The following is a 13,535-nucleotide window of genomic DNA, read 5'->3' as shown; positions in this document are numbered from 1 at the left end:
GTCCCCCGACAGGCGTTACCCATGTATCCCGGCTGAACACCGTGCGCACCGGTGGTATGACCTGGTGCCGAAGCTTTCCTTAAGTCGGTGCGCACAGCGCACCCTACGGTCCAGACCGAGCTAATTCACGTTCTACGAACGTGGATGTTTACTCGCGGCTGGCCAGCTCCAGCCGTGCACAGAGGCCGCCGCCGTCGCGGTTGGCCAAAGTCAGGCGTGCGCCCAGTGCCTGGCTCAGTTGCTGGGCGATAGCCAGGCCGAGGCCGGTGCCGCCGGTGGTGCGGTTGCGCGAGCTTTCCACGCGATAGAACGGTTTGAAGACCTCCTGCAGGTCCTCTTCGGCGATGCCCGGTCCGTTGTCGTTCACCAGCACCTGTACCTTGCCCTGTGCATCTCGTTGCACCGCCACCTGGGCGCTGCCGCCGAATTTCAGGGCGTTGTCGATCAGGTTGCTGAGCACCCTGCGGAAAGCATGGGGGCGGGTTTCCAGCAACAGGCCGCTGGAGCCATCGAGGGTCACGGCCTGGCCGCTGTCCTGGTAATCGCACACGAGGCTGTCGAGGAACGCATCGAGGTCGACTCGGCACAGTGCCTCACTGGCACCGTCCATGCTGCGGGCGTAGGCAACGCCTTCACGCACCAGGTGCTGCATTTCGTTCAGGTCGCTCCACAGCTTCTCCCGCTCCGGGGAAGGGTCCATCTGCTCCACACGCAGTTTCATCCGCGTAATGGGTGTCTGCAGGTCGTGGGAAATGGCCGCCAGCAATTGCATGCGCTCTTTCAGGTACGCACCGATGCGTCCTTGCAACGCATTGAAGGCGCGGGCGGCGTAGGACACTTCCAGGGGACCGCGCTCGTCGAGTTCGGGACCGGGAGTGTCCGGGTCGAGATGGTCCACGGCCTCGGCGAGGCGGGTGAGCGGTCGGATCGCCATGCGCACCGCCAGCCAGGTGCAAAAAAGCAGTACCGCCAATTGCAGGATCAGCATCACCGGCAGCCACTGCGCCATGGGAATGGGGCCGGGTGTGACATCCACCGTCAACGGGCGGCCGTCGCTCAATGTCAGGTGTGCCTGGAAATGCGGCCGCGGACCGGGAATGTCTTCGAAACGCAGCGGATAACGCTGGCCGATCGCCTCCGCAATGGAACTGGCCGCCATGTGCGGCTGGGTCATGTCCATGGGCTCGCCCTGCGTACCTGAGTCGAGCCGATAGCGGTAGTTGCGCCGTTCCAGCAGCGACAGCCAGGTGGCACGTTCCTCCGCCGGCAAGCGGTCGATCAGCGCCACGGCAGTGCTCACGTCGTGTTCGAGGTTGCCGAGCATCACGTCGCGCCCGGTCTGGTAGCGCTCGTAGAACTGCGAGGCGAAGGACATCCCGTAGGCCAGCACCAGCCCGGTGAGGAAGATCAGCGCCAGGCGGGCGGCCAGGGTGGTTGGCCAGCGGGGCAGGGCCATCACGTCGTCGGCTCGATCAGTTGCACGGGTAGCGAGAAGACATAGCCTTCGCTGCGCACCGTCTTGATATAGGCGGATTCGCGCGCATCGTCCTGCAGGCGTTGGCGCAGGCGGCTCACCAGCAGGTCGATGGAGCGGTCGAACACGTCCGCCTCGCGGCCCTGGGTGAGGTTGAGCAATTGCTCGCGGCTGAGTACGCGCTGCGGGTGATCGAGGAATACCCGCAGCAGTCGATACTCTGCGCCGCTCAGGGCAACCAGCGTGCCTTCATCATCGAGCAGGTGGCGCGCCGTGGTGTCCAGGCGCCATTTGCCGAAGCCGATCAACCGGCTGCTTTCGCTGATCTGCAGGTTGGGCGGCAGCATGCGGGTGCGGCGGATCACGGCGTTGATCCGCGCCAGCAGTTCACGGGCCGAGAAGGGCTTGGTCAGGTAGTCGTCGGCGCCCATTTCCAGGCCGATGATGCGGTCGGTCTCTTCGTTGCGCGCCGTCAGCATCAGCACCGGGGTCGCCTTGTGCTTGCCCACGCGCAGTTCGCGGCACAGCCGCAGGCCGTCATCGCCGGGCATCATGATGTCGAGGACGATCAGGTCGACGGTATTGGCGTCGAGGAAGGCCCGCATCTGCCGGCCATCGGCCGCCAGGCTGACGCGCAGGCCATTCTTCTTCAGGTAGTTGCCGACGAGTTCGCGAATCTCCCGGTCGTCGTCAACGACCAGGATGTGATCGACATGGTCCATGGAATAACCTCGTTAGTGGCTGTTCGACGCCAGTGTATCGGGCATTCCCGCGCTTGCCCGCCACCCTTTGTATTCCACTGTATCCGCCGCCCTTACTGATACCTGCCAGCGCAATCCCGGTCGGCACCGGACACATCGGCGATACCTCCCCGCAATGAAATGGGTACCCAGCGGATGCCCCCTTGCATCCGTCCCTTTTCTCAAGCGGTCGGGAGACCAGTATGAAACTCGCAACCCTGGGCAGCGCCTTTTTGCTGGCAGCCACCTTCAATGTCATCAGCTTTACGGCGCAGGCCGCCGAGAGCGTCAAGCCAGAGCCGTATCGCTACGGCACGCACCTGGATGTCAGCAAAGTAGTGTCGCTGCGCGAGGCGCCCTCCGTTCTCTGCCAGGTGGTCGATGCGCGCATGGATTACCTGGACTCCAAGGGCAAGCTGCACAGCCTGGAATACCGCAAGCATTCCAACGCCTGCGGCAATGAAAACTGACACTCGACGCCTGACTCCGCCCCGGTGATTGCCGGGCTCCATCTGCCACCGAGGTGCCTATGCTGCTCGTTGCCTTTCTAGGCGGGGTGCTGACCCTGTTCAGCCCCTGCGTACTTCCTGTCCTGCCCTTGTTGTTCTCCCGTGCGGGTGGCCCCGCCTGGTCGCCACTGCTGACGCTGGCAGGGTTGGCCTCCGGTTTCGCCGTACTGGCCAGTCTCGCGGTGGTTTCCAGTGAATGGGTGATCAACGCCAGCCAATGGGGGCGCTACTTTGCCCTGGTGTTGCTGGCCGTCTCGGCGGCGGCCCTGCTTTCTTCGCGAGTCGGCACCTGGCTGTCGCGTCCCTGGGTGTGGCTGGGCGACCGCCTGCAGGGCGATGCCCGTAGCCTGCCGCCAGCGCTTTCGGCCTGGCTGATGGGCTTTGCCGCCGGCCTGCTCTGGGCGCCCTGTGCCGGCCCCATCCTGGGCCTGATCCTGTCCGGCGCCATGCTCAACGGCGCCAGTGCGTCCACCAGCCTGCTGCTGCTCAGTTATGGCCTCGGTGGCGCCGTGGCGATGGGTGGGCTGATCTTCCTCGGGCGTGGCGTGTTCCAGCGGGCGAAGTTGTCGCTGGGCGCGGTGGAATGGCTGCGTCGCGGTGCCGGCGCCGTGGCGTTGCTGGCGGTGGTCGGCATTGCCACCGGCACCACTGACAAGCTGTCCGGCGTGGGGTCTTCCCGGCTGTCGGCCGAACTTGAACGCAAGGTGATCGAGGGTGTTCCAGTCTTGCTGGAGAGTATGGTCGGCAGCGCCCGCGCCGACAGCATCGAACAACTGCCTGACCTGGGCGCAATGCCGTCGCTGCAGGGTGCAACCCAGTGGCTCAACGGCCCGCCGCTGACCAACCAGCAATTGCTCGGCAAGGTGGTGCTGGTGGACTTCTGGACCTTCGACTGCATCAACTGCCGCAACAGCCTGCCGTACGTGAACCAGTGGGCCGCGCGCTACGCCGACAAGGGCCTGGTGGTGATCGGTGTGCACACGCCCGAATACCCCTTCGAACGGAAGATCGACAACGTTCGCGAGGCGATCGATCGCCTGGGCGTCAAGCATTCGGTGGCCGTCGACAACCAGTACCGTATCTGGAATGCGTTCACCAACCAGTACTGGCCGGCGCATTACTTCATCGATGCCAACGGACGCGTCCGTCACCTGCACATCGGTGAGGGCGATTACGACGACCAGGAAGCGATCATCCAGAAACTGCTGCAGGAACGAGCGGAAGCGGGGAAGACCGCAAGCTGATCTGATCCAGGTGCGCGGCTGCAGGAGGCGCCGCGCAACACCTGGTGGTAAAGGTGTTTTGGAGGGAGTTGCCCGGGATGGTAGGTTCTTCCGCCCTTTTCCATGATCGAAGGACAACCTCGATGCGCCCGACAGGAACGTGCCGCGCACAGATTCTCTTGATGACCCTTGCAGCCTTCCTCGGCGGCCAGGCCATTGCGAAGGACACGCCGGAAGCCATCGACGCCAGCGTCGAACAAGCCGCCCGCCAGGTGATGCAGCAGTACGGCATTCCGGGCCTGGCCATCGGCGTCATCGCCCGGGGCGAGCGACGCTTCTACAACTACGGCGTGGCATCGAAGGCCACCGGTGAGGCTGTCACCGGCGAGACGCTGTTCGAAGTGGGCTCCATCAGCAAGACCCTGACCGTGACCTTGGCCAGCTACGCCGCAGCCAGTGGCAAGTTGTCGCTCACCGACAGCCCAAGTAACTACCTGCCGGCGCTCAAGGGCAGCCGGATGGACCAGGTGACGCTGCTCAATCTCGCCACCCATACCGCTGGCGGCTTTCCTCTGCAATTGCCCGATGACATTCGCAACGAACGCCAGTTGATGGACTACTACAGCGCCTGGCAACCCCAGTTCGCCCCGGGCACCTATCGCACCTATGCCAACCCCAGTATCGGACTGCTGGGTGTGGTGGCCGCCAAGAGCCTGGGCGTGCCCTATGCCCAGGCGATGGAACGCGACCTGCTGCCGAAGCTCGGCATGGGGAATACCTGGATCGATGTGCAGGCCAGTGCGATGCCGCGTTACGCCCAGGGCTACGACAAGCAGGATGCGCCGGTACGGGTGAACCCGGCGATGCTGGCGGCGGAAGCCTATGGCGTGAAGACCAGCAGCAAGGACCTGCTGCGTTTCGTCGAAGCCAACCTGGGCCTGGTTGCGATGGATGGCTCCTTGCAGAAGGCGATAGACGCCACGCGCATCGGCTATTACAGGCTCGGCGCCATGACCCAGGACCTGATCTGGGAGCAATACGACTACCCGGTGGCTCTGCAAACGCTGCTGGACGGCAATGCCAGCCGGATGGCCCTTGAAAGTCATGCCGTCACGGTCGTCACGCCGCCCCTGGCGCCGCAACAGGCGGTCTGGGTCAACAAGACGGGTTCGACCAATGGCTTCGGCGCCTATGTGGCCTTCGTACCCGAGAAGAAGCTCGGCATCGTATTGCTGGCCAACAAGAACTATCCGAACGAAGAGCGGGTGAAGCTGGCGTACCGCATTCTCGGGGAGTTGGACGCGAAGCCGTAGGTTGTAGGGGCGATTTCAATCGCCGAACCTGTAGGAGCGAGGGGGACGCCGAGTTCTTGCTCGCGAAAGATCGTGCCAGGGCTGTTCGCGAGCAAGCTCGCTCCTACAGGTCCCCATGAGAAAGGGAGGCCGAAGCCTCCCTTTTTCTTGCCTTCAGACCATTACCACTTGCCGGTGCTCATGCCGCCGTCCACGGCCAGGACGACGCCGGTGGTGAAGTCGGCCTTGGCCAGGTACAGCACGGCATCGGCAATTTCCTGGACGGTGCCGACGCGGCCCGACGGCGCCAGGTTGTTGAGGAAGTCGCGAGCGGCCGGGTCGTGCATCGGGGTGTCGATGATGCCGGGGGCCACCGCATTCACCTGGATGTTGTGCGGCGACAGCTCCAGGGCCAGGGCACGGGTCAGCTGGTTGACGCCACCCTTGATCAATACCGGCAGGGCCGCAGGTACGTTGATGTTCGGCTGCAGGGCGACCGCCGCAGAGATATTGATGATGTGCCCACCGCCTTGCTGCTGCATGTGCGCCGCCGCTACCTGGGAGGTGTAGACGACGCCTTTGAGGTTGGTATCCAGCAGGCCTTCCAGGTCTTCCGGGGTGTAGTCGACAAAGGGTTTCGGGAGGAAGAAGCCGGCATTGTTGACCAGGGCTTCCACGCTGCCGAAGGCTTCGATGGCCGCGGCGAAGGCGTTGCGGGCAGTGGCCGGATCGGCAACGTCACCGGCGACACCAATGAAGCTGGCCGGATTGCCCAGGCTGGCGGCGGCTTCCTCGAGGCGCTCACTGGACCGGGCGGTACCGACGACGTTGTAGCCGTTGTCGATGAAGGCCTTGGCCAGGCCCAGGCCGATGCCGCTGGATGCGCCGGTGATGATTGCGGTTTTCTTGCTCATGGTGTGTTCCTCGCAGAGATAGTCGGGGGCTTCTTTCAGCGGGTCCGGAAAGTTGGTCGCTGTTGGGGAGGACTATATTCATGCGCTTGAAGTCGAAAAATCCGCTTTGCCTTGTTTCAGTTGATACCTGGTGTAATTAATCGCATGGGCGCTGGCGAGCCGATTTGTACGCTTATGTATCTGGGCGGCAGGGGCTTACATGTCTGTGCAAAGCAACCACGGTTCGACACATCGAGGGCATCCGCGCCGTAGAGACTGATGCTCACGACCTCCGTGGGATGAACTCGATGAAAACCCTGAAAAGCTTCCTGACGTCCATAGCCTTTTCCCTGGCCGGTGTCGCCGTGCACACCAATGCCGCCACCGAGAATCAACGCAATTCGAGCGGGATCTGTTTTCAATCGACTCCGCTGGGCAGCCGGAAGGCATTGCCAGAGGCGGGCCGGGATGGCACGGCAAGCGACTCGCTCGAAGCGCCAGTCGAGCGCGCGCAAGGCTGACGGCAGGCGCGTGCGGGGGAGGGTAATCCCCTGATGTGCGGGAGTCGGCCGGGCGTGTTCCCCGGCCGCATCGCTCACTCGTAGGCCGAGCGGTAGGCGAAGATCCCCGGCAGGCCGCCAGTCATGACGAAGAGGAGGTTGCTGCCCGCCGGGAAATCACCCTGCCGGACTGCGGCCAGCAAGCCTGCGAATGCCTTGCCGCCGTAAACCGGGTCGACCAGTAAACCTTCGTGCGAGGCCAACAGTCGGGTGGCCTCCAGCATCGCCTCGGTAGGTGCCCCGTAGGCATCGCCACGCTGGCTACCGTCGATCCGCACCGAGCCTTCATCCAACTTGGCGGACGAATCGAGGAGCTGCATGACCTGGCGAGTCTTGTCGACGGTTACCGCCAGCGCCTGCTCCTCGGTGGCAAGTACGGTGTAGCCGGTGACGCGTGTGGAAGCACCCGTCAGCGCAATGCCCGCCAACAGCCCGGAGTGGGTGCCGCCGCTGCCGTTGGGAACGATGATCTGCGTGAACTCCAGGCCGAGCGCCGATGCCTGGCGGAGGATCTCGAGCGCACAGGCTGTATAGCCCAGGCTGCCTCTGGGGCTGGAGCCGCCCAGGGGCATGAAGAAGGGTTTGTGGCCTTGTTGCCTGAGCCTGTCCTGCAGCTCGGCCGAATAGGCGTCGGGAGAGGCGCCCTCCGGCAGGCGGTGGAGCGTCGCGCCGAACAGCTTGTCGAGAATGAGGTTGCCACTGTGGCGGAAATCGTCGTCGGTACGCACGGCGGAAGGGGCCAGGATCAGTTCGCAGGCCAGGCCGTGACGAGCCGCGACGGCTGCAGTGAGGCGCGCATGGTTGGATTGCAGGCCGCCCCAGGTGACCAGGGTATCGGCACTTTCGGCCAGTGCCTCGCCGAGCAGGAACTCCAGCTTGCGCAGCTTGTTGCCGCCACCGCCCAGACCCGTCAGGTCATCTCGTTTCACATAGAGGTTGCAACCATTCAGCTCGGGAAGGGCGCTCAGGCGTGAAAGACGCTGGATGGGCGTCGCGCCTTCCAGCAGCGTCACCCTGGCGTAGCGTGCGAGGGCCGCATCCAGGTGACCGAGATCGTTCGACATGCAGACTGCTCCTGTGGTGTTGCGACGTCATGGATTACCCACCCGGCGAATACCGGGTGGGGCAGGGTGCATGCAGATCATCCGGGCTGGTTCTTGCGGTACTCCGTGGTGGTGATTCCGGCGTAGCCCCAGTTATCGGTGTCCACTTCTTCGATGACGATATGGGTGAGGTCCGGGCGCTTGCCGAGCACGCGTTGCAGGGTGTCGGTGATTTCGGCGATGACCTGGGCTTTCTGCTCCCGGGTAACGCCGTCACGGGTGATACGAACGCTGACGAATGGCATGTTTCGAACTCCTACGGGGTTGTTTCAGTGAACACCGGGGCAGCAGGACGACTGCGCCCCCGGTACGGTTTTTCGCCACCAACAGATGGTAGGCCTGGACGGCTTCGCTGAGCGGAAGCACCCGCACTATATTTGTGCCCGATGGGCGGATAAATGTAGCCTCGGATACTTCAGTTGATACTCGGTGTAATGAATCGTGAAACGGCATTTCGATGACATCCAGCTGGGCAGCATCGAGCTCTTCTGTCTTGCCGCGGAGGCGGGAAGCTTCACGGCTGCTGCGCTTTCAGCCGGGGTCACGCCGGCGGCCGTGAGCCGCTCGATTTCGCGGCTGGAGGAGCGTCTGGGCACGCGCCTGTTCGTGCGTACCACGCGGAGCATCCGCCTCACGGAAGGCGGCCGTGCCTACTTCGAACAATGCCGGCAAGCGTTGACCCAATTGGTCGAAGCCGAGCGCGAAGTGATGGGCAAGCAGCTCGAACCCGTCGGCGAATTGCGCATCAGCATTCCCACCACGTACGGGCACTACCGCATCCTGCCGTTGCTGTCCCGCTTTCGCGAACGCCACCCCGGCGTGAAGATCGACATCCACCTGAGCAACCGCAACATCGACTTCGTCGCGGAAGGCTACGACCTGGCGATTCGTGTGCGCGCCCAGCTGGACTCGACGCTGATCGCCCGGCACCTGGAAGATGCACGGCTGGTCGTGATCGCCACGCCGGACTACCTCGCCCGCGCCGGGACGCCCACCAGTCTGGACGACCTCGAGCAGCACGATTGCATCCAGTTCGAATTGCCCAGTAGCGGACGCCGTATCTCCTGGCTGTTCACCGAGGACGGCAAGGAGCGGGAGATCTTCGCCAACGGCAATTACTGTTGCTCGGACGATGTACTGGGCGGGGTGACCCTGGCCAGGCACGGCGCCGGGCTGTTCCAGACCTATCGCTTCATCGTCGAACGGGACCTGGAGGACGGCTCGCTGGTGGAAGTGCTCCAGGCGTTCGGTGGTCGCTCCCGTCCCTACACCTTGCTGTACCCGCATGGGCGCCATGTCCCCTTGCGCCTGCGCGCCTTCGTCGACTTCCTGATGGAGTGCCAGCGGGAGTGGAAGGTCTGATGGGTGGGAGGCTTTTACCGGCCCGGCGATTGAATTCGGCTATGGCTGAAAGATCGTTTCATCATCTTCCCGAACAGGCTCAGCACTCCCCGTGATAAGTCCCGGAAGCCCTTGATATCCCATGGGATGTCACCGCTCCCCCAGCGCCGTGGGCCGTGTGCCGGCGGGCTGCGCCCGAATCGATTTCACATTCCTTGTCTACTATCAATGCCATTTCCAAAACCTATTGGCTGGGTCGGCACCTGGATTCCAAGCTGAATAGACTGGTTGGCTGATGAAAAAAGAGAGAGGAGATAAGCATGTCCAGTGAAGCAAAGTGCCCGTTCGCAGGGAAAAATGTAAGTGCGGGTGTTATGCCATCGAATGCGCAGTGGTGGCCCAACCAACTGAATCTCAAGATCCTTCACCAACACTCGCCCGCCTCCAACCCGCAGGCGGCTGAATTCAACTACGCCGAAGCATTCAAGACCCTCGACCTCGACGCCGTCGTCAAGGACCTGCATGCCCTGATGACCGACTCGCAGGAGTGGTGGCCGGCTGACTATGGCCATTACGGCCCGCTGTTCATTCGCATGGCCTGGCACGCTGCCGGTACCTACCGCATCGCGGATGGCCGTGGCGGTGCGGGGACCGGTAACCAGCGTTTCGCGCCGCTCAACAGCTGGCCGGACAACGGCAACCTCGACAAGGCACGCCGCCTGTTGTGGCCGATCAAGCAGAAGTACGGCAACAAGCTGTCCTGGGGCGACCTCCTGGTCCTGACCGGCAACGTCGCACTGGAATCCATGGGATTCAAGACCTTCGGCTTTGGCGGCGGTCGCGTGGATATCTGGGAACCGGAGGAAGACGTTTACTGGGGTGCCGAAAAGGAATGGTTGGCCACCAGCGACAAACCCAACAGCCGCTATAGCGGAGACCGTCAACTGGAGAACCCGCTGGCTGCCGTGCAGATGGGTCTTATCTACGTGAACCCGCAAGGCCCGGATGGCAATCCCGACCCCGTCGCTTCGGGGCGTGACGTCCGCGAGACATTTGCCCGCATGGCCATGAATGACGAGGAAACCGTGGCCCTAACCGTTGGTGGCCATACCTTCGGCAAGTGCCATGGCGCCGGCGATGCAGCACAGGTGGGGGTTGAGCCCGAGGGCGGCGATATTGCCGACATGGGCTTCGGCTGGAAGAGCACCCACGGCAGCGGCATCGCGGGCGACGCCATCACCAGCGGTCTGGAAGGTGCGTGGACGCCGACACCGACCAAATGGGACAACAGCTACCTGGAAACCCTCTACGGTTTCGAATGGGAACTGACCAAGAGCCCGGCTGGCGCCCATCAGTGGAAGCCCAAGGGGACGACGGGAGACGGCCTGGTGCCGGACGCCCACGACCCATCCAAGCGCCACGCACCCATGATGACTACCGCCGACATGGCGATGCGCATGGACCCGGCCTACGAGAAGATCTCCCGTCGCTACAAGGACAACCCGGCGGAGCTGGCGGACGCCTTCGCCCGTGCCTGGTTCAAACTGACCCACCGCGACATGGGCCCGCGCAGCCGTTATCTCGGCAAGCTGGTGCCGAAGGAAGAGCTGATCTGGCAAGACCCGGTTCCCGCCGTCGACCATCCGCTGGTGAATGACCAGGATGTAGCCGCCCTGAAAGCGAAGATCGCCGCGAGCGGGCTGTCGGTTTCGCAACTGGTGAGTACCGCCTGGGCCGCCGCGTCTTCCTTCCGTGGCAGCGACAAGCGCGGCGGCGCCAATGGTGCGCGCCTGCGTCTGGCACCGCAAAACGCGTGGGAGGTGAACCAGCCGGCTGAAGTGGCCAAGGTGATTTCCGCCCTGGAAGGCATCCAGAAGGACTTCAACGCCTCCGGCAAGAAAGTCTCGCTCGCTGACCTGATCGTGCTGGCCGGCGGTGTGGGTGTCGAAACCGCAGCGAAGAACGCCGGTGTGAATGTGACCGTGCCGTTCGCGCCCGGCCGCACCGATGCTTCGCAAGAGCAGACCGATGTGGATTCCTTCGCCCCCCTGGAGCCGCTCGCCGATGGGTTCCGCAACTACGTCAAGAAGGGCTACGAGGATTCGACGGCGGAAATGCTCGTGGACAAGGCTCAGCTGCTGAAACTGAGCGCGCCGGAACTGACCGTACTGGTGGGTGGCCTGCGTGTACTGGGCGCCAACTACGGAAAGTCCCAGCACGGCGTATTCACCACACGTCCGGAAACGCTGACCAACGACTTCTTCGTGAACCTGCTGGACATGCGGACCAAGTGGGAGCGGTCTGCGTCCGATCCGAATGTACTGGAAGGTCGCGACCGCAGCAGCGGCGCACCCAAGTGGACCGCGACCGTAGTCGACCTGACCTTCGGCTCCAACGCCCAGCTCCGGGCCATCGCGGAGTACTACGGCAGTTCCGACTCGCCGCAGGCCTTCGTGCGCGACTTCGTCGCCGCCTGGACCAAGGTGATGAACGCGGACCGCTATGACCTGAAGTAAGGGTGAAATCGACTCGCCCTGATGGGGCAGTCGCTTCACTTGCATGACCGACGCCGCCGACAGGACATCCCTGCCGGCGGCGTGTTTTTTCAGGCCGGCGTTACCGGGTGTTTTCCGGAAGGGTGCTCTCCAGATACTCGACCACACCGCCCTGGAAATAATGAAATCCTTCCAGCACCCGTGCCGAAGGCGTGTACCTCAGGGCATAGAACCTGGGCAGGACCCTGCTGCGGGTCAGCCGCGTGTACTGCTGCAAGTACTCGGCAAGCTCATCGATCCAGCCCGCCACCAGATGGAAGTGATGGCTGAAGCTGCTCTGCGCCATCGCCATGGGAATGAACAGTCCTTCGTGTCTCGAATGACCCGAAAGTAGGCGGCCGATGCTCTCGGTAATGACGACAGGCTCTGCAGCGCCAGCGTGGGACACCGTCACGGTGAGTTCAATTGCCATGACCTTGCCGATGTCCTCGTGCAACTGCCCGATCAGCCGCACCAGCTCATCCACCTTTTCCTTGCGCTCGAAGTGTTCGGCCTGTTGCGTCAGAGCATTTGCGCTGCGTGCGGCTTCCTTGCGGGTTTCCTCGAGCTCCGTCTGGTTCTGCACGATGGTGAAGAGCAGGGCGATCAGTGCCAGGAAGGACAGGGCTGGATTCAGCAGGCCGCCAATGTAGTCGCCGAACTGTCCCCAGATGTCCTGGTGCTGGGAAAGCGGCAGGCCCTTGAACGCCGCCCAGTAGGCGAAGAACACCGCCGCATAGACGCAAACGGCAATGACCAGAACGCACTTGATGAGGGTCCGAGGCTTCATGTCCGGGCTCCAGGCGAGGAGGGCGTTGCTGCCAAGTATGGCGGGACTGGACGCTGACGCAGTCTGGCCATGGAGTTCGATGCTCGGGCTTCGTGTAGGAGCGAGCTCAAGAGCTTCGCGAGCAAGCTCGCTCCTACAAGTGCAACTCCGGATGATCGGTCGTTGACACTCGACCAGCCGGGACTAACCTCAAGACGTGGGAAAAATTCCCACACCAAAATACAAACCGGCTTACAGGAGCATGCGAAATCTGAAATTGATTTCAAGGTTCGCATGCAAGGGTTGAGCGGGTTGGGCACTGAAATCAGGATGCGGTAACCAATTTTCCAATGCTTGCGTTCGATAGGGAGATGACTACGCAACACCGTTCGGAGGTTCATCATGCTGCTCAAGAAGTGTTTGCTGGCGCTGGCCATTGGCGGCGTTCTATCGGCCTCGACCGTTCTGGTCCCTGACTCTATCAGCGGCTTCTCCAGTGTTTACGCAAAAGATGGAGGTGGCGGCGGTGGCGGTAGTGGCGGCGGCAGCGGTGGTGGGCACGGCGGCGGCAGCGGAAGCGGCGGTGGTGGTGGTGGCCACGGCGGCGGCAGTGGTGGTGGCAATGGAGGCGGTAGTGGCGGCGGCAGCGGTGGTGGCGGTGGTGGGCACGGCGGCGGCAGCGGAAGCGGCGGTGGTGGCCACGGCGGCGGCAGTGGTGGTGGCAATGGAGGCGGTAGTGGCAGTGGTCACGGCGGGGATGGTGGTGGCCACAGTGGGTCCGGTCACAGCGGCGACGGAGCCGCCGGTGGTCAAGGCGGCAATAGTGGACCGGGCAGTGCGAACAGCGGTCGTGGCAACGACGATGGTGCTGACCACGATGTCGGCGAAGCGCACGGTGTGGGACGGGGGGCGGACGACGGCCCCGATCACGATCAGGGCGAAGCACATGGCGTGGGCCAAGGCGCAGATGATGGGCCTGACCATGACGTCGGAGATGATCGGGGCGGAGTCTGACCGGCCAGCCCGCGGTTGCACGGGACCCGGAGTGGCACCGGTGCCCGTGTGACCCGCCTGGCCATATAGGCGGTGCGATTGCC

At 63.4% G+C, this 13,535-nt stretch carries 13 protein-coding genes; 6 read left to right on the top strand and 7 right to left on the bottom strand.

What is annotated here, in order from left to right; all coding sequences use genetic code 11:
• Positions 1-148 precede the first annotated feature (148 nt).
• Positions 149-1,456 carry a sensor histidine kinase gene (locus MnOB_RS01590; protein WP_077521274.1) on the bottom strand — a complete coding sequence of 436 codons (1,308 nt, stop codon included), beginning with the start codon at positions 1,454-1,456 and terminating at the stop codon, positions 149-151.
• Positions 1,456-2,196, bottom strand: coding sequence for a response regulator (locus MnOB_RS01585; protein ID WP_077521272.1), 741 nt, complete (start codon positions 2,194-2,196; stop codon positions 1,456-1,458). Before MnOB_RS01585 ends, MnOB_RS01590 begins: the two co-directional genes overlap by 1 nt.
• 221 nt (positions 2,197-2,417) lie before the next feature.
• Between MnOB_RS01585 and MnOB_RS01580 the strand changes: the two genes are divergently transcribed.
• The 3 genes from MnOB_RS01580 (at position 2,418) to ampC (ending at position 5,259) form a co-directional block, all read left to right on the top strand.
• The gene (locus tag MnOB_RS01580; protein WP_077521269.1) at positions 2,418-2,684 is read left to right on the top strand and encodes a DUF2790 domain-containing protein; all 267 of its coding nucleotides are present in this window, start codon (positions 2,418-2,420) and stop codon (positions 2,682-2,684) included.
• 59 nt (positions 2,685-2,743) lie between these two features.
• Positions 2,744-3,967, top strand: coding sequence for a cytochrome c biogenesis protein DipZ (locus tag MnOB_RS01575; RefSeq protein ID WP_077521266.1), 1,224 nt, complete (start codon positions 2,744-2,746; stop codon positions 3,965-3,967).
• Positions 3,968-4,089: 122 nt separating this feature from the next.
• The gene (gene ampC, locus MnOB_RS01570) at positions 4,090-5,259 is read left to right on the top strand and encodes a class C beta-lactamase (RefSeq protein ID WP_077521263.1); all 1,170 of its coding nucleotides are present in this window, start codon (positions 4,090-4,092) and stop codon (positions 5,257-5,259) included.
• A 161-nt stretch (positions 5,260-5,420) separates the two neighbouring features.
• Here the strand turns inward: ampC and MnOB_RS01565 are convergent, their stop codons facing one another.
• Positions 5,421-6,152: an SDR family NAD(P)-dependent oxidoreductase gene (locus MnOB_RS01565; protein WP_077521260.1), complete on the bottom strand. Its 732-nt coding sequence runs from the start codon at positions 6,150-6,152 to the stop codon at positions 5,421-5,423.
• 287 nt (positions 6,153-6,439) lie between these two features.
• Between MnOB_RS01565 and MnOB_RS01560 the strand changes: the two genes are divergently transcribed.
• Positions 6,440-6,652 (top strand): hypothetical protein, encoded by a 213-nt coding sequence (locus MnOB_RS01560; protein ID WP_158713756.1) that lies wholly within the window; start codon positions 6,440-6,442, stop codon positions 6,650-6,652.
• A gap of 74 nt (positions 6,653-6,726) precedes the next feature.
• Here the strand turns inward: MnOB_RS01560 and MnOB_RS01555 are convergent, their stop codons facing one another.
• Together MnOB_RS01555 and MnOB_RS01550 are read right to left on the bottom strand one after the other, a co-directional pair.
• Positions 6,727-7,755 (bottom strand): D-cysteine desulfhydrase family protein, encoded by a 1,029-nt coding sequence (locus MnOB_RS01555; protein WP_077521254.1) that lies wholly within the window; start codon positions 7,753-7,755, stop codon positions 6,727-6,729.
• Between the two features lie 77 nt (positions 7,756-7,832).
• Complete coding sequence (locus MnOB_RS01550; protein ID WP_077521251.1) at positions 7,833-8,039, bottom strand: tautomerase family protein; 207 nt, start codon at positions 8,037-8,039, stop codon at positions 7,833-7,835.
• 196 nt (positions 8,040-8,235) lie between these two features.
• Here MnOB_RS01550 and MnOB_RS01545 point away from each other — a divergent pair, with 196 nt between their 5' ends.
• Together MnOB_RS01545 and katG are read left to right on the top strand one after the other, a co-directional pair.
• On the top strand, positions 8,236-9,156 hold the full coding sequence (locus MnOB_RS01545) for a LysR family transcriptional regulator (protein ID WP_077521248.1): 921 nt from the start codon (positions 8,236-8,238) through the stop codon (positions 9,154-9,156).
• A 299-nt stretch (positions 9,157-9,455) separates the two neighbouring features.
• Positions 9,456-11,651, top strand: a complete 2,196-nt coding sequence (gene katG / locus MnOB_RS01540; RefSeq protein ID WP_077521245.1) for a catalase/peroxidase HPI — start codon at positions 9,456-9,458, stop codon at positions 11,649-11,651.
• A gap of 100 nt (positions 11,652-11,751) precedes the next feature.
• Here the strand turns inward: katG and MnOB_RS01535 are convergent, their stop codons facing one another.
• Together MnOB_RS01535 and MnOB_RS29470 are read right to left on the bottom strand one after the other, a co-directional pair.
• Complete coding sequence (locus MnOB_RS01535; RefSeq protein ID WP_077521242.1) at positions 11,752-12,459, bottom strand: hypothetical protein; 708 nt, start codon at positions 12,457-12,459, stop codon at positions 11,752-11,754.
• Positions 12,460-12,885: 426 nt separating this feature from the next.
• The gene (locus MnOB_RS29470) at positions 12,886-13,422 is read right to left on the bottom strand and encodes a hypothetical protein (protein ID WP_158713755.1); all 537 of its coding nucleotides are present in this window, start codon (positions 13,420-13,422) and stop codon (positions 12,886-12,888) included.
• Between the last annotated feature and the right edge of the window lie 113 nt (positions 13,423-13,535).

It is taken from the genome of Metapseudomonas resinovorans, assembly GCF_002003485.1.
GTDB lineage: Bacteria > Pseudomonadota > Gammaproteobacteria > Pseudomonadales > Pseudomonadaceae > Metapseudomonas > Metapseudomonas resinovorans_D.
The sequence above is the reverse complement of the archived record's forward strand: the minus strand, read 5'-3'. Positions and strand labels throughout refer to the sequence as shown.